Here is a 21,516-nt window from a genome sequence, read left to right as displayed (position 1 = left end):
GCGGAGAGGGGTCGGGCAACCATGTCTGCCCGAGCACCCAGCAGAGGTCACTCTTTTTCTTGTGGAGGGCGGGGCTCGAACAGCCGCTCAAGATGATGGCCCTTGAGCCACACCATCTCCAGGTTGTCGGCGCGATAGCCCACCTTGATGACGCTGTTCTCGCTGTCGATGAGCTTGAGCTCATACAACCAGATGCCATCCTCTTCCCCCAAGTCGACGCGCAGCACGCGCACCGGCAGGCGAGAGGCCACGTCCATCACCTCATGAAAAGGCCTGATCCGACCCTCGCTGACCGCTTGTTGCAGCAAGGCCTCGTTCGGCGTGGTCGCCTGCGCCATCACAGGTAGCAGCAACCCAAGCAGAGACAGGGCTCTATTCATGGATGATTCATCTCCAAAAACCTAACATAATGCTGTTTATAGTCTGCCAGCCATGAATCCGGAATGAATATGATCCCACGCAGTGTTCTGCTGATCCTTTGCCTCTTTTCCACCCTTGGCTGGGCGGCCCAAGCGCGTATAGACATACCGGCGCTGGTCAAGTTGCTGTTGGCCCAAGGGTACCACGACATTCGGGAAGTTGAGCTGGAAGGGGATAAATTCGAGGTAGAAACCCTGGATGCCCAAGAGCGGCGAGTGCAGCTGCTGGTCGATGTCTACACGGGCGACATCACCAAAAAAGAGGCCGACTAGGCCTCTTTTGCTATGTGCGCTGCGCGTTGTGAGCGCGCAACGAGTCACGCCTCTTTCAGTTTCTGCCGCTGTCGCCAGGAGCGCAGCAACTTGTCCCGCCGTGGCCACAGCAGGACACAGGCCAGCAGCAAATAGATGAGCGGCTCCTGCCAGCCACTCTTCACCGACCACCAGTAGTGCACAGGCACCAGCAGGACCACGGCATAGATCCAGTTGTGCAGCTTCTGCCAGGCCGGCCCCATGGCTCGCAGCAGGGCCGGGATCGAAGTGATGCTCAAGGCCACCAGCAGCAAGAGCGCCAGCGCCCCCACCAGTATGTAGCTGCGCTTCACCAGCTCACCCCCCATCAAGCCCCAGTCGAACTGCAGATCCAGCCCCAGCCAGACCATAAAGTGCAACACGGCCCAAACCGCACACCAGAGTCCGAGGGGGCGGCGCAGCTTGATGAGCTGCCCCTGCCGCCAGCGTTTGGCCAGCGGCGACACCAGCAGGGTGAGCAGCAGCAGATTCAGCGCCCCCTTGCCGAGATAGTGGGTCAGCCCCTGCACCGGGTCTCCCCCCAATAATCCGGCTGGCAGGGCGTATCCCAGCCAGAGCAGAAAGCCGAGGCAGCCCAGATGTACCAGGGCACGCAGGCTCTTGATGTGCATCGACGTCAATCTCAGTACCATTTTCTCAGATCCATCCCCTGATAGAGCGAGGCTACCTCGTCGGCATAGCCGTTGAACATCAGGGTCGGCTGACGCTTGGCGCCGAAGATGCCGCCCTCGCCGATGAAGCGCTCACTGGCCTGGCTCCAGCGCGGGTGATCCACTTGTGGATTGACGTTGGCGTAGAAGCCATATTCGTTCGATGCCAGCAGATTCCAGGTGGTCGGTGGTCTCTCTTCCACCAACCGGATGGAAACTATGCTCTTGATGCTCTTGAAGCCGTACTTCCAGGGCACCACCAGCCGGATGGGGGCGCCGTTCTGGGCGGGTAATGTCTTGCCGTAGAGCCCCATCGCCAGGAAGGAGAGCGGGTTCATCGCCTCGTCGATGCGCAGCCCCTCCACGTAGGGATAATCGATGCCGCCACCGAGAGAACGGGACGCCTGTCCCGGCAGCTGCTCGGGGTCATAGAGGGTCTCGAAGGCCACGAACTTGGCGCGACTGTTGGGCTCGGCACGGCGAATGAGCTCCGCCAGCGAGATGCCGCTCCAGGGCAGCACCATGGACCAAGCCTCCACGCAGCGCAGCCGGTAGATGCGCTCCTCAAGGGTGCTCTTGTTGATGAGATCCCACACGTCCAGAGTAAACGGCTTGGCCACCTCCCCCTCCACCCGCAACTGCCAGGGTTCGGGTTTGAGGTAATGGGCATTACGGGCCGGATCCCCCTTGTCGGTGCCCAGCTCATAGAAGTTGTTGTGGGTGGTGGCTTTCTCCTCCGGGGTGATGATCACGCCCTCGGGCCGGGTGGCGGCATGGATGTTGAGTGGCCTGGTCGTGGCGCCAAGGGTCGGTTTGTCGGCGGAGAAGAGATCGAGCACGCCCGCCTGAGTGGGAAACGCCAGGGTTGCGGCCCCCAGCCCGAGTCCTTTCAGGATGAGGCGGCGATCCTGATAGACGGCTTCCGGGGTGACATCCTGCTCGGTGGGATGATGGGAAGAGCGACGCTTGATCAACATGGAAAAACTCCCGGGGCTATGAGGGTGATAACCATAAGACCCGCCCCGGCCGAGTTTTATTTCACACACATTTACATGAGTTGGTACAGGGGCAGGGCCTTGGCCATGGTTCCGACAAGGAACAGGAGTACGAACACCAGCAGAGGAACGATCACATTTGGCACCATCAGACTCACTCCATGAGCAGGACAGGGCCTCTAACTATGGTGCAGGGTCAAAGACGCCACCAATGAATTTTTTTCGCGAGCGCAAGCGTATTCCTGAGTTGAAATAAGTGATGAAGATCACACACAATTTCGCCCCTGCTTGCCGCCCCCCCTGCGAGGGGTAGGCTCCCCCTTTTTCCAGACGTCACTTCTTGAAGAGTCACACCATGAGCCCATTGATCGCCATCGCTATCACGACCGGGATCCTCTCCGCCATCTGGGGCTGGATCGCCGTCGCCCTCGGGCTCATCTCCTGGGTCGGCTTCCTCGGCTGTACCAGCTACTTCGCCTCCAGCGGCGGCTACAAGGCGCTGCTGCAAACCATGATGTGCAATGTGAGCGGTATGCTGTGGGCCCTGCTGCTGATCCACGGGGATACCTGGTGGGGGGCCGGTGTGGCGGGTTACATGATGACGGGGGTGGTCGCGACCCTGATGTGCGTGCAAGCCAAGCAGCAGTGGCTCGGCTATATTCCCGGCACCTTCGCCGGTTGCTGCGCCACCTTCGGGGCGGCGGGAGAGTGGCGACTGATACTGCCTTCCTTGGTGATTGGCGCGCTGTTCGGTTACCTGATGAAGGCGAGCGGCCTCTGGCTCTCCCATAAAACCCAGAAAGCCCAAGCCGCTACCGCCGTGGTCGATCCCGCCTGAATGACGCTCACCAGCGGATAATCCGCCGCTGACACACAGGCCTCTCCTGCCCGGCTTATCCCTTCGACTTGAAATTTGCTGCTTCTATACCGTGCCGATTCAATAACTTGTAAAAATCGGTACGGTTTCTTCCCGCCATGTTGGCCGCCAGTGTCACATTGCCCTCAGTGGTACGCAGCAGGCGGATCAGATACTCCTTCTCGAACTCGGCACGCGCCTCGTTGAACGAGGGGATGCCGCCGCTGCCGCCGCTCAGGGCAGACTCCACCATGGCGGCGCCGATCACAGGGCTGCAGCAGAGGCTGGCCAGCTGTTCCACCACGCTGTAGAGCTGACGCACGTTGCCGGGCCAACCCGCCGCGGCCAGCAGGGCCAGCGCCTCAGGCGAGAAACCGAGGGCCGCGCAGTCGTCGTGACGGCTGCGATATTCGTCCAGCGCCTGTCTGGCCAGCAGTGGAATATCTTCACTGCGGGCACTGAGGGGCGGCAATGTGATGTTCGCCACGTTGAGGCGGTAGAAGAGATCCTCCCGAAAGCGCCCCTCCTCCATCGCCGTCACCAGATCCTGATGACTGGAGCTGATGACCCGCACCTCGGGGATACCCTGACCGTACTCCTGCAGCACCTGCAGCAGCTTGGCCTGCAATGACTCCGACAGACCTCCTATCTCGTCGAGAAACAGGGTCGCCCCCTTGGCCTGCTCGAACAGGCCGGACTGACCGTCCTCGCCAAACAGCTGCAGATCCAATGCATTCCACGGCAAGGCGGCGCAGTTGATGGCGTGCAACGGCTTGTCACAGCGACTGCTGGCCTGATGCAGTGCCTGGGTCATCACCCCTTTACCGGAACCGGACGGCCCCATGATCAGCACGGGCACGTCCATGCCGGCTATGCTGTTGGCCTGGATCAGCAGCTGCTCCATCTGTGGGTTGCGGGTCAGGATCAGCGATTGCCAATCCTGCCGCTGCTTTGGGCGAGTCAGGCTCAGCGCATGCTCTATGGTGGCAAACAGCTCATCCTTGTCAATGGGCTTGGTGAGAAAGCTGAACACCCCGGAACGGGTGGCCTGAATGGCATCGGGTATCGTACCGTGGGCTGTCATTATAATGACCGGCAGCCCCAGCCACTGGGACTGGATGCGCTCGAACAGCGCCAGTCCGTCCATGCCCGTCATGCGCAGATCGCTCAGCACCAGATCGGCCCGCTGCTGGCGCAGTCTGTCCAGCGCCCCTTCGGCGCTGTCGGCGGTATCCACCACGTAGCCTTGGCTGCGCAGGCGCATGCTCATCAGTTTGAGCAGGCTGACATCGTCGTCGACCAGCAGGATGCGGCTCATTTTAGCGCCTCGCCATTGCCGTTCAGCTTGCGCTGATTGAGCTGTTCATCGATGGCGGAGAGCTGTTCGATCTGGCGATGCAGACGCTGCACCTCCTGACTCTGATCGTCGCGTCGGCTATCACGGACCAGCAGCTCCTCACCGAGGGCAATCCAGCTGCGCAGGAAGGCCTGGGCATCCAGCCCCAGCTCGGGCAGCAGGCTCTTGAGTTTGTCCAGTCCGGCCCGGCGATTTGCCACCGACTCGGACGGATGGGTGTTGACCATGGCCAGACTGACCCGGCTTTCGATATCGGTCGCCCCCTTGAGGCGCTGACGCTCCTGCACCCGCTGCTGGGCATGGCTGGCCAGCAGCCAGTCCGAGTACTGCAGGCGCACCTGCATCTCCTTGTTGGCAAACTCCATCCGCTTGGCGAGGGCGAGATCCGACGACACCACCGGTTCACGCGCTGGCAACAGGGAGCAGCCTGTGAGCAGCCCCATCATCAATACCGGAACAACACATTGTTTCATCTTAGGCTTCACTTCAACGTCAACCGGAAACAGACATCCGCCTGTTCATCTTCAACCAATACCAACTCGCCGCCAAGACTCATCGCCGACTCGCGAGCGATAGAGAGCCCCATACCGGAGCCGTTCAACAAACCTTGTCGCACTATGCTGCCCTGTTCGAACGGCTCGAAGATCCGTTCCCGCTCGGCCACCGGAATGGAGGGCCCCTCGTTAGCCACCTCCAGCCAGCCGCCATCGACATCCTGCCCGGCGCGGATCCAGATCTGGCCACCCTTGGCGCCATAACTGACCGCGTTGGAAAACAGATTGTCGAGGATCAACCGCAAGCGATACGACTCGGCCTGCAGCATGATTGGATCGGTCGGCAAGTGTACACTGATTTGTTTGGATTCCAGCGCCAGCCGGTACTCGACAGATAATTCAGACAGCAGGGGCGCCAACGCCACCGGGGTCAGGTTGAACACCTCTTGCTGGCTGAGGCGGTTGAAGTCGAGCAGGCGTTCGATCAGGGTCTGCAGCCGGCGGCTGTTCTCTTCCAGCATCTGGCAGATCTCCTGCTGATCCGGGGTCAAGGGCCCCACAAGCTGCTCTGAGAGTAGATCCGCCCCCTCCCGCAGCACCGCCAGCGGGGTCTTCAACTCGTGGGAAACGTGGCGCAGGAACTGGTATTTCTGCTGCTCCAACTCCTTCAATTTGTCGTGCAGCCAGCCGATCCGCTCCCCCAGCAATACCAGTTCAGCCGGCCCGTCCACCGGGCGCTTGTCCGGTTCCACACCGGCACCCAGGCTCAAGATCCGCGACTCAATCTGACGTACCGGGTGGATGATCAGATAGGTAAACAGCAATACCAGCAACAGGCTGAGCACGGCCACGAAGCCGCTGACCCACCAGATCTCCGTCATCAGGTCGGCGATAGTGGCTCGCACCCGGCTCACATGCTCATCAACCTGGTTGCGGGTAATTATTTCAAGTTGCTGATTAAATTGATTAAATTCATCAAACTTCGGACTGGTCGACTCAGCCTTGGCGCGGGTCAGATCCTGCATGCTGTCGAGCCAGGTCAGCGCCTGTTCGAGCCCCGTGTAGACCTCGGCATCCGGGATCGAACTTTGATGGGCGGCGAGCAGGCTGCGATAGCTCGCCAGCTGCTGCTGATAACTGGCCAGGATGCGATCATCTCCCAGTACGGCATAACGACGAAGAGTACGCTCCAGATCAATGGCTTGAGTGGTGAACAGTGTCGCCCGTCGGGTATCGCGCACCGCCCGTTCCAGCTCGTCGCTGGTCAACTGGCTGAGGTGTTCGAGAGCCTGGCTGTCGTGCCAGATCATGCCGCCCAGCGGCATCAATACCAGGACGAAGCCCATCAATACCACTTGCAACAGGGAGCGTGGGCGTACCTTGGTCATCTTGGACTATCTCGATTCATCATGGGTGGGCCAGCATATCCGCACTCCCCCAAAAAGCAAAACCGGCCAGGGGGCCGGTTCATACTGCAAAATGAGGGATAGGGTTCACGCCAGACCGACGGATACCACACAGATAATCAGGATCATCGCCAACGAGCCAGACGTGGTCAACAGTGCCCACTTCAGTTCCACACTCATGCAAACCTCCTTTTTGCCAACACAGAGCTTGATCACAACAGACAAGTTGATGTTAATGCATAGTAAATCCGATTATCGTGAGCTGTGTATATATTTCAGATGAGCCCTACGCAAGGACCGATAAAGATGTTCTATCTGTGCAGCATTGGATCGAATCTCGATCCCCATCAGCATGTCAGCCAGGCGCTCGGCGAACTGCTCGAGCGTTTCGGTCGCCTGCATCTGAGCTCGGTGATCCAGACCAAGCCGGTGGGAATGCACTCCCGTCACGACTTCCTCAACTGCCTGTTCGTCACCGAAAGCACGCTGGCGCCCCAGCAGCTGAAAACCTTCTTCATCGCCATGGAGCTGGCGCACGGTCGGGATCGCAGCGATCCGAACTGCAAGGTGCTCGACCGGCCGCTGGACATAGACATTCTGGCCAGCAGCCCGACTGATGACTTCGCCGCCACCCGGGTCGATGCCTATCTCAACGAGCTGCTGGCCGAACTGTATGGGCAGGGGGAGGTGCACGACCACAAGGTGATGCTACCACTGCATACCCGGCTGATGGAGGGCAAGGTGATCGAGGAGCAGCGGGTCGGCCTCACCCCCCTCGCCCTGTATCAGGCAACAGAGGTCTCTGTCGCCAGGAGCTGAAGACCAGGGCTGGCGCCATTGCAACCCTGGATCAGAGCTCAGATGACGGCCAGGCTGCGACCGCCATCGACCCGGATACTGGCGCCCGTCATGTAGTCGTTCCCCATCAGCAGCTGCACCGCCTGCCAGATGGGCTCGAGCCCTCCTTCCCGCGCCAGCGGCGTTTTCGCCAGCACCTGCTGGCGCCACGCGTCACCATGTTCGTCGAGAAACAGTATGGGGCCAGGCTCTATGGTGTTGACCCGGATGGCAGGCGCCAGTTCGCGGGCAAAGCTCATGGCAAGGGAGTGGGCCCCCGCCTTGGTGGCCACATAGCTGGCAAACTGGGGGGCCGGGGCGTGAATGTAGATATCCGTGATGTGGATGATGCTGGCATTGCCATGGCTGGCCAACCGGGGCGCCAGCGCCCGGTTGAGCTGGAAGGGTGCCGCCATGTGCACACGATAAAACTGCTCGAACTGGGCCAGTTGCGCCGCCGGATCCGCCGCCTGGGGCTCGAAAGCCGAGGCGTTGTGGATCACCAGCGCCAGATCCTGATGGGCAGCCAGCGCCTCGATCAGCCTGCCAACCTCCTCTTCACGAGCGAAATCGGCCTGCACCAGTTCGACCCCGAGCGCCGCCAGTCTGGCCAGCTCGGGCCGCTCGCTGCGATAACTGCCCGTCACCTGCCAGCCGGCCGCCACCAGCTGTTCGCACAGATAAAAACCGAGCCGGCGGCCACACCCTGTCACCAATGCACGCATAACCTCTCCTTTTGTCATTGCTTGCCGACCCGTGGCAAGGCCGTGCCTATCAATCTCCACGGCACAAGCCATTGGCCCCGCCCGCCGTCCTGCGGCCATAGTGACACCACTTTACCCCTTTTGGAGCCACCCATATGCTGCAGATCCGCGATCACATGAGCCGCCTGACCCACTCCCTCACCCCGCGACTCGGCCTGGCCGAGGCGCTGGACAAGCTGCACCACTCCGGGCTGAGCGGCCTGCCGGTGCTGGACGAGCAAAAACGGCTGATCGGTTTTCTCTCCGAGCAGGACTGCATTCCCAGCCTGCTCACCGGCAGCTACCACTGCGACACCCGCACCCGGGTGGAAGACCTCATGAGCCACACGCCGCTCTCGGTCGCCCCGGACGACAGCATACTGGACCTGGCGCGCCAGATGAGCGAGGCCAAGCCCAAGATCTATCCGGTACTGCAAGGGGGCAAGGTGCTCGGTATCATCAGCCGCCATCAGGTGATGCAGGCCCTCAATCAGCAGATGAAAGGCTGCCAGCAGACCTAGCTCTGGTAGCGCCCCTTGTCACCAATATCAAAGTGCAGAGGCATGCGCCACTTGGCCAGACTCAGCAGACAGAGCAGCAGGCCGCACGCCAGGGAAACCGGCGCGGCGGCCCAGTCGAGCCGGGCCCATTCCAGCCCCCATAACAATGGCAGCAACAGGGGAACCGCCTTGATGCCAGGAATGGCGAAACAGAACTGCTCCTTGAAGGCCAGGCCGGAAAGCGTGGCCAGCGCCGCCCCCAGCACCAGCATGTCCGGCGCCCCGCTGGCGCTCAGTATCAGGCCGCCCCAGGCCATCACCTGCAAAATGAAGCGAATACGCTTGTCATAGATATGCAGACAGAGTCCGCACACCCCGCTCGCCACCACCATGGCCACCAGCCAGATCGCTGGCGGTAAAAAATCCTGCCCAATCAGCAGGCTGGCCCCTCGACATACCAGTAATAAAGCTGCCAGACTCAGGCCAAGGCGATAGAGGCAGACCGACAACCTGTCGATACCGTCCAGTTGACTTTCGATTTCAGGATTTGCCATCCGGGGTCGTCTCTGTTGAATATCCGGGCCATTATACTTGAATTATGCCCGTGGACGGTTCCCTATTCAGGGCAGGAGATGTTGTTTGCGAAGGTTCATTCTGCTCTGCCTGCTGCTTCCCCTCTGGCTCCAGGCCAAAGAACTGGTCATAGGTGGCACGCTGGAACCGCCACTGAAATTTCTGGACGACCAGGCCCGCCCCTGTGGACTGGATGTGGACATGGTCACCGCCATCTTCGGCAAGCTCAAGGTCCCCATCAGGATCGAGCTGGCCGACTCGGGCGCCCGCCTCACCCGTAATGCCGAAACCGGCGTGTATGACCTGGTGATGACCCACTCCTACAAGCCGGAGCGAGAGAGCTATCTACTCTACCCAAAGCAGTCCCATCTGCGCCATAGCTGGCACTTCTTCGTGCGCAAGGCCGATATGCGGAAGATCCACTACGACACCCTGAGCGATCTCAAACCCTGGCGCATCGGCGTCACCAAAGACTTCTCCTACACCCCTGAACTGACGGCGGCCCTGGCCGATCCGGCATATCACTTCCAGGGGATCCCTATCAACCAGCTGCAACTGCGCAAGCTGAACGCCGGACGTATCGATGCCGTGCCCATGCCGCTGGTCACCGCCTTCGCCCAGATCAAAGAGGTGGGGCTGGAGGGCAAGCTCGACTACCTGCCCAAGCCCCTCAAGACCAGCCCCTACTACACCGTCTGGACCAGGGCTCGCGCCGATGCCGGCACCCCGGCCCTGATGGCGGCCTACGATGCCGAGCTGTTGCACATGAAGCGGGATGGCCGGCTCAAGGCCATCTACGACAAGTACGGCATCCCCTATATCGCGCCCTGATCCGACGGTCAGACTCTTTCATCAAGGTTTCACGTCTCTCACTATCGGATGCTGCAGCGAAATGCGCGCTTCGCATGTGACATGGATATTGCGGCGCAATAGGCTTCAGGGCTTCACATCGCGCAGGATCGGATTCTGTAACGAGATCAGGGTTTCAGTGGACTGGATCTCGTCTATGGTCTGGATCTTGTGGATCAGCACCGTCTGCAACTCGTCGATGGAGCGGGTCATCACCTTCATGAAGATGCTGTAGTGGCCTGTGGTGTAGTAGGCTTCCACCACCTCATCCAGCGCCTGCAGCTTGGCCAGCGCCGAAGGATAATCCTTGGCGCTTTTGAGGTTGATGCCGATGAAGCAGCAGACGTCATAGCCCAGCTTCTTCGCGTTCACCTGCACCCGTGTACCCTCGATGATCCCCGCCTGCTTCATCTTCTCCACCCGCACATGAATGGTGCCCGGGCTGACCGCCAGCTGTTTGGCCAACTCGGCGTAAGGGATCCGCGCATTGTCCATCAGGGCGGTGAGGATGGCCTGATCGAGATTATCGATCCGATAATTTTCCGACACTTTTTTGCACTCCCTTTGACGATATCTCATTAATGACGGCTTTATTTTGAAGAAAAAAACACGCAAAGCCTATTTCTATTAACGAATATTGAATTTACTTGGCAATCTGTTGAAGAATCGTCACATCCAACGAATTTGAGACAGGTATTCAGCATGAAACAGCACTACATTCGCAGCCAACAACAGATCAGCTTCGTCAAAGAGATGTTCTCCCGCCAACTCGCCCAGCAACTGGGTCTGATGGAGGTGCAAGCCCCCATTCTGAGCCGGGTCGGTGATGGCACTCAAGACAACCTCTCTGGCCACGAGAATGCGGTGCAGGTCAAGGTGAAGACACTCCCCGAACACAGCTACGAGGTGGTGCACTCACTGGCCAAGTGGAAGCGCCAGACCCTGGGTCGCTTCGGCTTTGGCCCGGGTGAGGGTATCTACACCCACATGAAGGCGTTGCGTCCGGACGAAGACAAGTTGACCCCCATCCACTCCGTCTACGTGGATCAGTGGGACTGGGAGAAGGTGATGCCGAGCGAGCGCCGCGATCTGGCCTATCTGCAGGAGACGGTGCGCGGCATCTGGGCTGCCATCAAGGCCACCGAGCGGGCCGTCTGTGCCGAGCATGAGCTGACCCCTTTCCTGCCAAGCGAGATCCAGTTCCTGCACAGCGAAGCGCTGCTGACCCGTTACCCGGATCTCGACGCCAAGGGGCGCGAGCGCGCCATCGCCAAGGAGCTGGGCGCCGTCTTCCTCATCGGTATCGGCGGGGCCCTCTCCCACGGCGAGCGCCACGATGTACGCGCCCCTGACTATGACGACTGGAGCAGCCACAGCGAGCTGGGTCTGGCCGGCCTGAACGGTGACATTCTGGTGTGGAACCCGGTGCTGGAAGACAGTTTCGAGATCTCCTCCATGGGGATCCGGGTGGACTCCGAGGCCCTGCGCCGCCAGCTCGCCATCACCGGCGATGAAGATCGCCTGCAATACGACTGGCACCAGGATCTGCTGGCTGCGCGCATGCCGCAGACCATAGGCGGCGGCATAGGCCAATCCCGTCTGGCCATGTTGCTGCTGCAAAAAGAGCATATCGGTCAGGTACAGGTCGGCGTCTGGCCCTCTGAAATTAAGGCCGCCGTGCCGGGCATGTTGTAAGCCGGTTTTCTCGTAAAGGAGCATATCGACAAACAGACACAGGTCGGCGTCTGGTCCCCCGAGATGAAGGCCGCCGTGCCGGGCATGCTGTAAGCAAGATAATTCAATGGGTCTGACCTGTGTGCTGTGGCACGCAGGTCAGACCTGACAGGTGTGTGGCCGCCCGGGATGATAGAGCGCATCACGGGCATGCTGTAAGGAGAGGGTCACCCTGACCCTCTGCGAAACCGGGGCTTGCCCCTGCGACCCGCTCAACCCACGCAAGGTCGCGTTACTACATTCCTCCCGGCAATCTTCGGATTGCCGTTTTTTTATGGCGGAAATACATATGCGAACCCCGCACCTATGTTGGTCTGCCGTGGCAGCCCCACTTTCCGTTTGCCGGTGCAATGGCAGGCGAAGAGGCTCTCCACCTCCTCCTGTTGCAGATACATGCCCAGTGCCGCAGCTCGCTGCGGGCTGGAAAATTTCAAATGCAAGCCACCGATGACGGCATACACTCGCTCATCACCACACACCTCCTTGGCCCGTTGGACAATATTTTCGACCCCGGCGTGACCGCAGCCAATGAAGATGATGAGCCCACGAGGGCTCTTGTAGGCCAGCGCCGAATCATCCGATATGGCGTCCTTCTCTATTCGCCCACCACGCAGTATGTAGCCAAGCAGGGAAGGAGCGGCCTTGTCGCGCCGCGCTACGCTCCCGAGGAACACCAGACGTTCCGAAAGCCACATCTGCTCGGCCGAGCAGTGGGCAAGCAAGCCCCTCGCCACCAGCGACTCCCGCACCAAATCCCCCGAGAGGCGATAAAGGTTGCGACGCAAGAAGGGCAACGGCAGAAAATAGCCCCGTTCGCAGAACACATCCGGACAGGCTATCAAGGGGATCGGGTCGGAATAGACCGGCAGCAAGCTGATACCGCCCACATGATCGTAATGACCGTGAGAGAGCACCACATGAGTGAGCGAAGCGAGATCGATCCCCATCACGGCAGCATTGTGCTGCAACGCCTGACCACGGCCGCTGTCAAACAGCACCTTGAGGCCATCGCACTCCAACAGTAACGACAGCCCCTTTTCAGGCAAGCAGCCGGGCAGATGAACATCATCATCCACCAGCACGGAAAACTTGAGCATCGCATTTACCCTTAAAACAAAACGCAGGCACTAAGCCTGCGTTTTTCATCGACCATCCGCTTACTGGGTCATGGTCAGGCCATTGCTGTCGGCCCCCAGCAGCAACTTCTTGCCGGGGACGATGCGACCGGAGAGCAGCGCCTGGGCCAGCGGGTTCTCCACCTTGTGCTGGATTGCCCGCTTGAGGGGCCGCGCCCCGTAGACGGGGTCGAACCCGGCATGCACCAGCTTCTCGAGCAGCGCCTCGCTCACCTCCACCTCGTAACCCTGGGCCTCCAGGCGGCCCATCAGGCTCTTGAGCTGGATGCGGGCGATGGACTTGATGTGAGCCTCGTCGAGGGGATGGAACACCACTGTCTCGTCGATCCGGTTGATAAACTCCGGTCGGAAACTGCGGGTCAGCACCTCCATCAACATGGCCTTCATCTCGTCGTAATCCTTCTCGGAGTGGTGCTCCTGGATCAGATCCGAGCCGAGGTTGGAGGTCATGATCACCACAGAGTTGCGAAAATCGACGGTACGACCCTGGCCATCGGTCAGGCGGCCATCATCGAGCACCTGCAACAGGATATTGAACACATCCGGGTGCGCCTTCTCCACTTCGTCGAGCAGGATCACCGAGTAGGGGCGACGGCGTACCGCCTCGGTCAGATAACCCCCCTCCTCATAGCCCACGTAGCCGGGAGGTGCACCCACCAGACGGGCCACGCTGTGCTTCTCCATGAACTCGGACATGTCGATCCGCACCATGGCGTCCTGGGTATCGAACAGGAACTCGGCCAGCGCCTTACACAGTTCCGTCTTGCCCACCCCGGTGGGCCCCAGGAACAGGAAAGAGCCGATGGGGCGGTTCGGGTCCGAGAGTCCGGCACGGGAGCGGCGAATGGCGTTGGAAACTGCTTCAACCGCTTCCTCCTGACCAATCACCCGGCTGTGCAACTGCTCTTCCATCCTCAGCAGCTTGTCGCGCTCCCCTTCCAGCATGCGTGCCACCGGAATGCCGGTTGCACGGGCCAGCACGTCGGCTATCTCCACGTCTGTGACCCGGTTGCGCAGCAGGCTGGTCTCCTGCATCTCGGCCTGGGTGGCGAGATCCAGCTGTTTCTCCAGCTCGGGAATACGACCATATTGCAGCTCTGACATGCGACCGAGATCGCCGGCGCGGCGTGCCACGTCGAGATCCTGACGGGCCTGCTCCAGTGCCGCCTTGATGTACTGGGTACCGGCGAGGGCAGCCTTCTCGGCCTTCCACACCTCATCCAGCTCGTTGTATTCCCTATCCTTTTCGCCGATCTCCTGATTGATGAGATCGAGCCGCTTGCGGCTGGCGTCGTCATCCTCCTTCATCAGCGCCTGCTGCTCCAGCTTGAGCTGTATGATGCGCCGCTCCAGCCGATCGAGTGACTCGGGCTTGGAGTCTATCTGCAGCCGGATGCTGGCGGCCGCCTCGTCGATGAGATCGATGGCCTTGTCCGGCAACTGACGGTCGGCGATATAACGGTGCGACAGCTGGGCCGCCGCCACAATAGCGGGGTCGGTGATCTGCACATGGTGGTGCAGCTCGTAACGCTCCTTCAGGCCGCGCAGGATGGCGATGGTGTCTTCCACGCTCGGCTCTTCCACCAGCACCTTCTGGAAGCGACGCTCGAGGGCAGCATCCTTCTCTATGTACTGGCGGTACTCGTCCAGGGTGGTGGCCCCGACGCAGTGCAGATCGCCACGGGCCAGCGCAGGTTTCAGCATATTGCCCGCGTCCATGGCCCCCTCGCCCTTACCGGCGCCGACCATGGTGTGCAGCTCGTCGATGAAGAGGATGACGTTGCCCTCCTCCTTGGCCAGATCGCTCAGCACGGCTTTCAGCCGTTCTTCAAACTCGCCACGGTACTTGGCTCCGGCTACCAGGGCGCCCATGTCGAGCGATAGCACCCGCTTGTTCTTGAGCCCTTCCGGCACTTCGCCGTTGATGATGCGCTGGGCCAGCCCTTCGACGATGGCGGTTTTGCCGACGCCGGGGGCACCGATCAGCACAGGGTTGTTCTTGGTACGGCGTTGCAGCACCTGGATGGTACGTCGGATCTCTTCATCGCGACCGATCACCGGATCCAGCTTGCCGAGCTCGGCCCGTTCCGTGAGGTCTATGGTGTATTTTTCCAGCGCCTGGCGATTCTCCTCGGCGTTGGCATCTTCGATCTTTCTGCCACCGCGCACCTTGTCGATGGCGGTTTCAAGTTTCTCTTTACTCAGGCCCTGGGCACGCAGCAGCTCGCCTAGGTTGCCCCTCTCGTCGAGGGCCGCCAGCACGAACAGCTCGGATGAGATGAACTGATCCTTGCGCTGCTGAGCCAGCTTGTCACAGACGTTGAGCAGGCGACCCAAACCATTGGAGAGCTGCACGTCGCCCTCCACACCGCTCACCTTGGGCAGCCGATCCAACTCTTCACCGAGGCGAGAGCGCAGGGCATTGATGTCCATCCCGGTCAGGGTGAGCAGTGGACGAATGGAGCCACCGTCCTGATTGACCAGCGCGGTCATCAGATGGACGGGTTCGATAAATTGGTGATCACGACCCAGTGCAAGGGACTGGGCATCGGAAATAGCAACCTGGAATTTGCTGGTCAGGCGATCGAGGCGCATCGCGCTCCCCCTTTCAGACAGACGCCGCTCGTGCGGCAAACAACATAACTTTCTGAGATGAAAGATGAGGCCCGTACGGGCTATTTCAAGGGGAAGGGTTGGTTATTTTTTCTGCAAAGTGGGGAACAGACAGAATACCCGCCCCTCTCGGACTGGCTTGGCAGTGACAGGGGTGGGGCAATTGCTGACCGGATACGTATCCGGTTCTTAGCGGGCCAACCAGATGATGGAGGCCATCCGGCCAGTCTGGCCATCGCGACGATAAGAGTAGAACCGTTCGCTATCGCCGAAGGTGCAGAACTCGCCGCCATAAATCGCGCTCACACCGGCCCGGTCCAGCCGCAACCGGGCCAACCGGTAGATATCCGCCAGCCATTTCCCCTCGTTGGGCGAAGGTTCGAATGCCGCTTCCGCTTCGGCCTGCTCCGCCATAAAAGCATCGCGCACCTCGCCCCCCACCTCGAACGCCGCGGGGCCTATGGCCGGGCCAAGCCAGGCGAGAAGATCGCGAGGATCGCAACCCATGGCCCGGATGCTGGCTTCCAATACCCCACCTTGCAGCCCGCGCCAACCGGCATGGGCGGCTGCCACCACAGTACCTGCCCGATCGCAAAAGAGCACCGGCAGGCAGTCGGCGGTCATCACTATGCAGGCCTGCCCTGCCTCATGGGCGCAAGCCGCATCGGCATCCGGCACGGCATCATACTGGTTGCTGACCGGATGAACGACGGTACCGTGCACCTGATTGAGCCAGTTAAGGGGGCCGGGGATCCGGGCGGCCTGCTGCAAGCGGGCACGATTGGCCTCGACCCGCGCTGGCGCGTCCCCCACATGGGCGCCCAGATTGAGACCGGCGAACACCCCTTCACTCTCGCCGCCATCCCGGGTGGTCGACAGGGCTCTGACGCAAGCCGGGGCTGGCCAGTCGGGTTCGATCCATTTCATCTGTGGCTCCTTTCATTCATATAAAAACGGGGCTCCTGAAAGGGAACCCCGTTTGGCATCGATTCGGGCCGGATGACGGCAGAAACCGACGCAGGCCCTATCGCATCAGTTCCAGACCAGATCGTCCGGATTGGCGAGGGTATCCGCGCGCAGCACTTCCATCAGATCCACCATGTCTTGCGGTGTGGCGGAGTGCCACTGCATCACTTCACCCGTGATGGGGTGCGCCAGTTGCAGCATGGTCGCATGCAACGCCTGACGATTGAAGCTGCGCAGCATCTGGGTCAGCTCCGGGGTTGCATTGCGCAGCAGGCGCAGACGGCCACCGTAGGCGGGATCCCCCACCAGCGGATGCTTGATGTGCGCCATGTGCACACGGATCTGGTGGGTACGACCGGTTTCCAGACGCAGACGCAGACGGGTGTGGCCACGGAATTTCTCGTGTACCCGGTAGTGGGTCACGGAAGGACGGCCATTGGGCACCACAGCCATGTGGGTACGCTGGGTCGGGTGACGGCCGATGGGGGCATCAACTGTGCCGCCAGCGGTCATGTGACCAATGGCGATGGCTTCATACTCACGGGTGATCTGGCGCGCCTGCAGCGCCTCCACCAGATGAGTCTGGGCGGGCACCGTTTTGGCAACCACCATCAGGCCGGTGGTGTCTTTATCCAGACGGTGCACTATACCGGCGCGGGGTACCTCGGCAATGCCGGGATAGCGATGCAGCAGGGCGTTGAGTATGGTGCCATCCGGCGTGCCTGCACCCGGGTGAACCACCAGACCGGCCGGTTTGTCGATCACCAGAATGTGTTCATCTTCGTAGACGATGTTGAGTGCTATGTCCTGAGCATCCCAGCGGGTGTCATCTTCCAGCTCGACATCTACATGTACCTGTTGCCCGGCCATTACCTTCTCGCGCGGGGTGTTCGCAACCTGACCATCCAGGGTCACTCTGTCCTGTAAAATCCACTCCTTGATGCGTGTTCGGGAGTAGTCTGGAAATAATTCAGCAAGGGCCTGGTCGAGTCTCTGCCCGAATTGGTGATCCTGAAATTCGCCTGTCAGTTCAATATGCTGGCTCATGTATGGTCTCTTGAGCGGGGGGTATCAATTCGAAATAATCCGGGTATTCTAGCTTTTCTTTTAGCCAAGCATAACGGATACTTTGCCAATTTCGTGGAAATGGACCGGATGTTGTTGATGGGAAAGAAGTCTCACCTGCTGATGTCGCTCGCCTTGGTTGCTACCTTGATCACGGGCTGTTCCAGCACCAAACCCAAGGTCCCCGACGAACCGCCGGAGACCCTGTACCAGAAAGCACGCCTCAAGCTGGATGCCGGTAACTACGTGAATGCTATCGAATTATTGGAAGCATTGGACTCGCGTTATCCTTTCGGCGCCTACTCCAACCAGGTTCAGCTTGACCTCATTTACGCCTACTACAAACAGGACGATACCGCCCAGGCGATCGCCAATATCGACCGTTTTATCCGCCTCAATCCGGCGCATAAAAATATCGATTATGTGTTCTACATGCGCGGCCTGACCAACATGGCCAGCGATTACAACTTCTTCCAGGACCTCCTGAGCATCGATCGGGACGATAAAGACCCCTCTTATGCCCGTCAGGCCTTCCAGGACTTCAAGACGCTGTTGCAGAACTATCCCAACAGTGTCTATGCCGCCGATGCCCGTGCTCGCATGATCGGCCTGAAGAACCGCCTTGCCCGCTACGACCTGAGCGTGGCCGAGTTCTACGTGAAGCGCAACGCGCTGATCGCCGCCGCCAACCGGGCCAAGCTGATTGTCGAGACCTATCCCGACACGGCCGAAACCGAGAAGGCGCTGGAGATCATGGTCCGGTCTTACGAGACCCTGAAGATGCCGGCCCTGACTCAGAATGCCCGCGAAGTGCTGGCCAAGAACTACCCGGACAACCGCCTCGGCCGTGGCTGAGCGAAATGGCTAAACCGGTCGCAACAAAAAACCGATGCCCAGGCATCGGTTTTTTTATGCCTGCCATGTGGTCCAGGCCGTGACGAGGAGGATGGCGCAGTGCTATGCGCCATCCTCCTTATCCTGTTATCTCGCCACATTGCCCGCCACGTTGAGCACGTCCCAGGTGCGAGAGAAGGGGGGGGCATAGGCAAAGTCCAGCATGCCAAGCTGCTCGGTAGTCACTCCCATGGTGATGGCGACCGCCAGCGCGTCGATGCGGTGGACCGCCCCCTTGCGACCCAGGATCTGGCCGCCCAGCAGCCGCTTGCTGGCCGGATCAAACACCAGCTTGACGTGGATATCTGACTGACCCGGGCAGTAGTTGGTGTGGCACTTGTCCTTGATCACCACGGTGCGATAATCGATGCCCATCGCCTGGGCCTCTTGCTCACAGAGACCGGTGCGCCCCACCTCCAGCCCCAGTACCTTGAGCGCCGCAGAGCCGAGGGTGCCCGGGAACGTCTGCTCGCCCCCGGCCAGGTTCTCGCCCACCATCCGACCCAGCTTGTTGGCGATGGTGGCGAGCGGCACATAGACCTGCTGCTGCTTGACGCTGTGCCAGACGCTGGCGCAGTCGCCGGCAGACCAGACGTTGGCCAGCGAGGTACGGCCCTGCCTGTCCACCTCGATGGCGCCATTGGCCAGCCGTTTGATGCCAGTGTCAGCCAGAAACTCGGTGTTGGGCTTGACCCCGGTGCAGACCACCACGATATCGGCCTCGTACTCGCCCTGGCTGGTTCGCACGCCGGTCACCCTGCCATCCCCCAGCAACACCTCAACGCGCTCACCCAGATGGAGAGAGACGCCCTGCTCGCGCAGTTCGGTTTCGATGTGATGGGTGATTTCGCTGTCGAAGGCATCCGGGATGACCCGATCCGCCAGCTCGATCAGGCGCACTTCTTTGCCCTGATGGACCAGCGCCTCGACCACTTCCAGCCCGATAAAGCCGGAGCCAATCACCAGGGCGCGGGTGTTGCGCTTGTCCTGTACCGCCTCCTTCAACGCCAGTCCGTCGGCCATCCGGCGCAGACCGAATACCCCTTGCTGCTGCAAACCGGGGATGGGGGGCATCACTTCACGGGCACCGGTGGCAATCATCAGTCGATCGTAGCGATCGGTGAAGGTATCGCCGTTGTGCTCCACCACCAGGGTCTGGGCAGCCGGGTCGATGCTGAGCACCCGGTGACCAATCTTGACCTCAATCCCCTTGGCAGCGAACTGCTCGGGGGTGAACTCGGCCATGTAGCCGGGCTCCTGAAACTCGTCACCGACGAAGTAAGGCAGGCCGCAGGCACCGAAGGAGATCACCTCGGAAGCCTCGTACACCACTATGTCAGCCTCTTTGGCCAGTCGGCGCGCCTTGGCCGCCGCACTCATACCGGCGGCTTCGCCACCTATGATCAGGATTCTCATCGTTTTTCCTTTCAATGGCGAAGGGAGGGCATGCCCTCCCTTCTGTCTATAGATGGGCAGAGGCTGACCCCTCCCCCTGGCGTGCGGATCAGATGGTGGACTCTTCGCCGTCCAGACACACCTCGTGCTCGCTGTTGAACACCTGCATATCGGTCTCGCCCATCAGCCGGCTGGTAACCGTACCGGCCGTGATGGAGCCAGAGACGTTCAGCGCGGTGCGGCCCATGTCGATCAGCGGCTCGATGGAGATGAGCAGGCCAGCCAGTGCCACCGGGAAGTCTAGGGCAGAGAGCACGATCAGCGCGGCGAAGGTGGCGCCGCCACCGATCCCGGCCACCCCGAACGAGCTGACCGTGATGATGGCGATCAGCGTCATGATGAAGCCGGGATCCATGGGGTTGACCCCCACGGTCGGGGCTATCATCACCGCCAGCATGGCCGGATAGATGCCCGCGCAGCCGTTCTGGCCAATGGTGGAACCGAAGGAAGCGGCGAAGTTGGCGATCCCCTCCGGAATGCCGAGCGCCTTGGTCTGGGTCTGCACGTTCATCGGGATCGAGCCCGCACTGGTACGGGAAGTGAAGGCAAAGGCCAGCACCGGCATGATCTTCTTCAGGTAACGGACCGGGTTGATCCCCACCAGACCCACCAGCAGCAGGTGCACCGCAAACATGATGGCGATGGCGCCGTAAGAGGCCATGACGAAGCTGAGCAGGTTGAGGATGTCGGCATAGTTGGAGCCGGAGACCACCTTGGCCATCAGCGCCAGTACACCATAGGGAGTGAGGCGCAGCACCAGGGTCACCATGCGCATCACGATGGCATGTGCCACCTGCATGAAGCGACCAAAGCTCTCGAAGATCTCGGGTTTCTTGCGGGCGATACCGGTGGCTGACAGGCCGATGAAGATGGAGAAGATCACCACGGCGATGGTGGAGGTCTTGCGCGCGCCCGTCATGTCGAGGAAGGGGTTGGCCGGGATGAACTCCAGCATCAGCTTGGCAAAAGACATGCTCTCGACGCTGCCGAGGGTCGTCTGCAGCGCGGCGCCACGGGCGGTCTCGGCGGCACCAGCGGTGAGCCCTTCGGCGGTCAGGCCAAACAGGTTGGACATCAGTATGCCCGCCCCGGCGGCGATCATGGTGGTAAAGATCAGTACCCCTATGGTCATGGCGCTGATCTTGCCAAGGGCGGTGCCGCCGTTGAGCTTGAGGATGGCGCCTATGATGGAGACCATGATGAGCGGAATGATGATCATCTGCAGCAGCTTCACATAGCCGCTGCCGACGATATCCAGGTAGTCACCGGTCTGCACCAGCACACTGGAGCCGGCACCATACAGCAGCTGCAAGGCTGCGCCGAACAAGATGCCCAGCCCCAGCCCCGAGAAGACCCGACGGGTGAAGCTGACGTGGGTTTGCTGCAACCGATAGAGAAACAGCAGCAACATGACCAGGATGGCCAGATTACCTATAACGCTAAGAGTCATGACGATATTCCCCAAAATAGTCGGGCCGGGCCCGAGGTATACGGACGAGTGTCCTCTACGCACACTCCTCCCCGAAACTTGCCGCATCGTGGCGACTTGTCCCCCGGTGCAAGCGGGGTGACACAAAACCGGGCAGCGCCTGACAGGCACAACCCTGACATAGACCGTATCGGACGCCCCGTGGCCGGGGTGGCGTCAGCAGGCAGCAAAAC

Annotated in this window: 23 protein-coding genes; 7 read left to right on the top strand and 16 right to left on the bottom strand. The window is 60.6% G+C overall.

The genetic code is table 11. The features are described 5' to 3' along the window. Positions 1–47 precede the first annotated feature (47 nt). Positions 48–380 carry a PepSY domain-containing protein gene (locus BN1129_RS09380; RefSeq protein ID WP_042035999.1) on the bottom strand — a complete coding sequence of 111 codons (333 nt, stop codon included), beginning with the start codon at positions 378–380 and terminating at the stop codon, positions 48–50. Positions 381–443: 63 nt separating this feature from the next. Here BN1129_RS09380 and BN1129_RS09375 point away from each other — a divergent pair, with 63 nt between their 5' ends. Further along, positions 444–692 carry a PepSY domain-containing protein gene (locus BN1129_RS09375; protein WP_042035998.1) on the top strand — a complete coding sequence of 83 codons (249 nt, stop codon included), beginning with the start codon at positions 444–446 and terminating at the stop codon, positions 690–692. Between the two features lie 44 nt (positions 693–736). Here BN1129_RS09375 and msrQ read toward each other — a convergent pair whose 3' ends face one another. Beyond that, complete coding sequence (gene msrQ, locus BN1129_RS09370; RefSeq protein ID WP_042035997.1) at positions 737–1,363, bottom strand: protein-methionine-sulfoxide reductase heme-binding subunit MsrQ; 627 nt, start codon at positions 1,361–1,363, stop codon at positions 737–739. Beyond that, positions 1,354–2,358 (bottom strand): protein-methionine-sulfoxide reductase catalytic subunit MsrP, encoded by a 1,005-nt coding sequence (gene msrP, locus BN1129_RS09365; RefSeq protein WP_042035996.1) that lies wholly within the window; start codon positions 2,356–2,358, stop codon positions 1,354–1,356. The genes msrQ and msrP overlap by 10 nt, the downstream gene beginning before the upstream one ends. Before the next feature lie 373 nt (positions 2,359–2,731). Here msrP and BN1129_RS09360 point away from each other — a divergent pair, with 373 nt between their 5' ends. Further along, positions 2,732–3,214, top strand: coding sequence for a DUF1097 domain-containing protein (locus BN1129_RS09360; protein WP_042035995.1), 483 nt, complete (start codon positions 2,732–2,734; stop codon positions 3,212–3,214). Between the two features lie 55 nt (positions 3,215–3,269). Here the strand turns inward: BN1129_RS09360 and BN1129_RS09355 are convergent, their stop codons facing one another. The 4 genes from BN1129_RS09355 to cydH all read right to left on the bottom strand — a co-directional run bounded on the left by BN1129_RS09355 (position 3,270) and on the right by cydH (position 6,669). After that, the gene (locus BN1129_RS09355) at positions 3,270–4,550 is read right to left on the bottom strand and encodes a sigma 54-interacting transcriptional regulator (protein ID WP_042035994.1); all 1,281 of its coding nucleotides are present in this window, start codon (positions 4,548–4,550) and stop codon (positions 3,270–3,272) included. After that, positions 4,547–5,062: a hypothetical protein gene (locus tag BN1129_RS09350; protein WP_042035991.1), complete on the bottom strand. Its 516-nt coding sequence runs from the start codon at positions 5,060–5,062 to the stop codon at positions 4,547–4,549. Before BN1129_RS09350 ends, BN1129_RS09355 begins: the two co-directional genes overlap by 4 nt. An 8-nt stretch (positions 5,063–5,070) precedes the next feature. Beyond that, the gene (locus BN1129_RS09345; protein WP_042035990.1) at positions 5,071–6,471 is read right to left on the bottom strand and encodes a sensor histidine kinase; all 1,401 of its coding nucleotides are present in this window, start codon (positions 6,469–6,471) and stop codon (positions 5,071–5,073) included. Between the two features lie 105 nt (positions 6,472–6,576). Continuing rightward, positions 6,577–6,669, bottom strand: a complete 93-nt coding sequence (gene cydH / locus BN1129_RS23270) for a cytochrome bd-I oxidase subunit CydH (RefSeq protein WP_157013321.1) — start codon at positions 6,667–6,669, stop codon at positions 6,577–6,579. 126 nt (positions 6,670–6,795) lie between these two features. Between cydH and BN1129_RS09340 the strand changes: the two genes are divergently transcribed. Continuing rightward, the gene (locus BN1129_RS09340; protein WP_042035989.1) at positions 6,796–7,308 is read left to right on the top strand and encodes a 2-amino-4-hydroxy-6-hydroxymethyldihydropteridine diphosphokinase; all 513 of its coding nucleotides are present in this window, start codon (positions 6,796–6,798) and stop codon (positions 7,306–7,308) included. Between the two features lie 38 nt (positions 7,309–7,346). Here BN1129_RS09340 and BN1129_RS09335 read toward each other — a convergent pair whose 3' ends face one another. Beyond that, a complete protein-coding gene (locus tag BN1129_RS09335; RefSeq protein ID WP_042035987.1) occupies positions 7,347–8,051 on the bottom strand; it encodes an SDR family oxidoreductase in 705 nt (234 codons plus the stop codon). 134 nt (positions 8,052–8,185) lie between these two features. On the opposite strand from BN1129_RS09335, the gene BN1129_RS09330 reads away from it, so the two are divergent. Further along, complete coding sequence (locus BN1129_RS09330; protein WP_042035986.1) at positions 8,186–8,590, top strand: CBS domain-containing protein; 405 nt, start codon at positions 8,186–8,188, stop codon at positions 8,588–8,590. On the opposite strand, the gene BN1129_RS09325 is transcribed toward BN1129_RS09330, so the two are convergent. Then, positions 8,587–9,123 carry a DUF2301 domain-containing membrane protein gene (locus tag BN1129_RS09325; RefSeq protein ID WP_042035984.1) on the bottom strand — a complete coding sequence of 179 codons (537 nt, stop codon included), beginning with the start codon at positions 9,121–9,123 and terminating at the stop codon, positions 8,587–8,589. The genes BN1129_RS09330 and BN1129_RS09325 overlap by 4 nt on opposite strands. Positions 9,124–9,208: 85 nt before the next feature. Between BN1129_RS09325 and BN1129_RS09320 the strand changes: the two genes are divergently transcribed. Then, positions 9,209–9,973 carry a substrate-binding periplasmic protein gene (locus tag BN1129_RS09320; protein ID WP_042035983.1) on the top strand — a complete coding sequence of 255 codons (765 nt, stop codon included), beginning with the start codon at positions 9,209–9,211 and terminating at the stop codon, positions 9,971–9,973. Positions 9,974–10,078: 105 nt separating this feature from the next. On the opposite strand, the gene asnC is transcribed toward BN1129_RS09320, so the two are convergent. Next, the gene (asnC, locus tag BN1129_RS09315; RefSeq protein WP_042035982.1) at positions 10,079–10,540 is read right to left on the bottom strand and encodes a transcriptional regulator AsnC; all 462 of its coding nucleotides are present in this window, start codon (positions 10,538–10,540) and stop codon (positions 10,079–10,081) included. Between the two features lie 153 nt (positions 10,541–10,693). Here asnC and asnA point away from each other — a divergent pair, with 153 nt between their 5' ends. Then, on the top strand, positions 10,694–11,686 hold the full coding sequence (gene asnA, locus BN1129_RS09310) for an aspartate--ammonia ligase (RefSeq protein ID WP_042035980.1): 993 nt from the start codon (positions 10,694–10,696) through the stop codon (positions 11,684–11,686). A gap of 311 nt (positions 11,687–11,997) precedes the next feature. Here asnA and BN1129_RS09305 read toward each other — a convergent pair whose 3' ends face one another. The 4 genes from BN1129_RS09305 to rluD all read right to left on the bottom strand — a co-directional run bounded on the left by BN1129_RS09305 (position 11,998) and on the right by rluD (position 17,487). After that, entirely contained in the window at positions 11,998–12,822 is an 825-nt protein-coding gene (locus BN1129_RS09305) for an MBL fold metallo-hydrolase (protein WP_042035979.1), read from the bottom strand. A 60-nt stretch (positions 12,823–12,882) separates the two neighbouring features. Beyond that, complete coding sequence (gene clpB / locus BN1129_RS09300) at positions 12,883–15,456, bottom strand: ATP-dependent chaperone ClpB (protein WP_042035977.1); 2,574 nt, start codon at positions 15,454–15,456, stop codon at positions 12,883–12,885. 207 nt (positions 15,457–15,663) lie between these two features. Next, complete coding sequence (gene pgeF, locus BN1129_RS09295; protein WP_042035975.1) at positions 15,664–16,401, bottom strand: peptidoglycan editing factor PgeF; 738 nt, start codon at positions 16,399–16,401, stop codon at positions 15,664–15,666. 105 nt (positions 16,402–16,506) lie between these two features. Next, positions 16,507–17,487, bottom strand: a complete 981-nt coding sequence (gene rluD / locus BN1129_RS09290; protein WP_042035974.1) for a 23S rRNA pseudouridine(1911/1915/1917) synthase RluD — start codon at positions 17,485–17,487, stop codon at positions 16,507–16,509. 117 nt (positions 17,488–17,604) lie between these two features. Between rluD and BN1129_RS09285 the strand changes: the two genes are divergently transcribed. Further along, a complete protein-coding gene (locus BN1129_RS09285) occupies positions 17,605–18,360 on the top strand; it encodes an outer membrane protein assembly factor BamD (RefSeq protein WP_042036042.1) in 756 nt (251 codons plus the stop codon). Positions 18,361–18,486: 126 nt separating this feature from the next. Here BN1129_RS09285 and BN1129_RS09280 read toward each other — a convergent pair whose 3' ends face one another. Then, the gene (locus tag BN1129_RS09280) at positions 18,487–19,815 is read right to left on the bottom strand and encodes a CoA-disulfide reductase (RefSeq protein ID WP_042035972.1); all 1,329 of its coding nucleotides are present in this window, start codon (positions 19,813–19,815) and stop codon (positions 18,487–18,489) included. An 88-nt stretch (positions 19,816–19,903) separates the two neighbouring features. Next, complete coding sequence (locus BN1129_RS09275) at positions 19,904–21,304, bottom strand: L-cystine transporter (protein ID WP_042035970.1); 1,401 nt, start codon at positions 21,302–21,304, stop codon at positions 19,904–19,906. Positions 21,305–21,516: the final 212 nt, after the last annotated feature.

Source organism: Aeromonas popoffii (genome assembly GCF_000820025.1).
Lineage (GTDB): Bacteria > Pseudomonadota > Gammaproteobacteria > Enterobacterales > Aeromonadaceae > Aeromonas > Aeromonas popoffii.
The sequence above is the reverse complement of the archived record's forward strand: the minus strand, read 5'-3'. Positions and strand labels throughout refer to the sequence as shown.

Excerpts from the sequence above, each read along its gene's own strand:
- BN1129_RS09350 (WP_042035991.1), bottom strand. The coding sequence starts at position 5,062 with ATGAAACAATGTGTTGTTCCGGTATTGATGATGGGGCTGCTCACAGGC.
- msrQ (WP_042035997.1), bottom strand. The coding sequence starts at position 1,363 with ATGGTACTGAGATTGACGTCGATGCACATCAAGAGCCTGCGTGCCCTG.
- BN1129_RS09280 (WP_042035972.1), bottom strand. The coding sequence starts at position 19,815 with ATGAGAATCCTGATCATAGGTGGCGAAGCCGCCGGTATGAGTGCGGCG.
- asnA (WP_042035980.1), top strand. The coding sequence starts at position 10,694 with ATGAAACAGCACTACATTCGCAGCCAACAACAGATCAGCTTCGTCAAA.
- BN1129_RS09285 (WP_042036042.1), top strand. The coding sequence starts at position 17,605 with ATGGGAAAGAAGTCTCACCTGCTGATGTCGCTCGCCTTGGTTGCTACC.
- pgeF (WP_042035975.1), bottom strand. The coding sequence starts at position 16,401 with ATGAAATGGATCGAACCCGACTGGCCAGCCCCGGCTTGCGTCAGAGCC.
- BN1129_RS09360 (WP_042035995.1), top strand. The coding sequence starts at position 2,732 with ATGAGCCCATTGATCGCCATCGCTATCACGACCGGGATCCTCTCCGCC.
- BN1129_RS09375 (WP_042035998.1), top strand. The coding sequence starts at position 444 with ATGAATATGATCCCACGCAGTGTTCTGCTGATCCTTTGCCTCTTTTCC.
- rluD (WP_042035974.1), bottom strand. The coding sequence starts at position 17,487 with ATGAGCCAGCATATTGAACTGACAGGCGAATTTCAGGATCACCAATTC.
- BN1129_RS09345 (WP_042035990.1), bottom strand. The coding sequence starts at position 6,471 with ATGACCAAGGTACGCCCACGCTCCCTGTTGCAAGTGGTATTGATGGGC.
- BN1129_RS09305 (WP_042035979.1), bottom strand. The coding sequence starts at position 12,822 with ATGCTCAAGTTTTCCGTGCTGGTGGATGATGATGTTCATCTGCCCGGC.
- BN1129_RS09335 (WP_042035987.1), bottom strand. The coding sequence starts at position 8,051 with ATGCGTGCATTGGTGACAGGGTGTGGCCGCCGGCTCGGTTTTTATCTG.
- cydH (WP_157013321.1), bottom strand. The coding sequence starts at position 6,669 with ATGAGTGTGGAACTGAAGTGGGCACTGTTGACCACGTCTGGCTCGTTG.
- BN1129_RS09325 (WP_042035984.1), bottom strand. The coding sequence starts at position 9,123 with ATGGCAAATCCTGAAATCGAAAGTCAACTGGACGGTATCGACAGGTTG.
- clpB (WP_042035977.1), bottom strand. The coding sequence starts at position 15,456 with ATGCGCCTCGATCGCCTGACCAGCAAATTCCAGGTTGCTATTTCCGAT.
- BN1129_RS09380 (WP_042035999.1), bottom strand. The coding sequence starts at position 380 with ATGAATAGAGCCCTGTCTCTGCTTGGGTTGCTGCTACCTGTGATGGCG.
- BN1129_RS09330 (WP_042035986.1), top strand. The coding sequence starts at position 8,186 with ATGCTGCAGATCCGCGATCACATGAGCCGCCTGACCCACTCCCTCACC.
- BN1129_RS09340 (WP_042035989.1), top strand. The coding sequence starts at position 6,796 with ATGTTCTATCTGTGCAGCATTGGATCGAATCTCGATCCCCATCAGCAT.
- BN1129_RS09275 (WP_042035970.1), bottom strand. The coding sequence starts at position 21,304 with ATGACTCTTAGCGTTATAGGTAATCTGGCCATCCTGGTCATGTTGCTG.
- BN1129_RS09355 (WP_042035994.1), bottom strand. The coding sequence starts at position 4,550 with ATGAGCCGCATCCTGCTGGTCGACGACGATGTCAGCCTGCTCAAACTG.
- msrP (WP_042035996.1), bottom strand. The coding sequence starts at position 2,358 with ATGTTGATCAAGCGTCGCTCTTCCCATCATCCCACCGAGCAGGATGTC.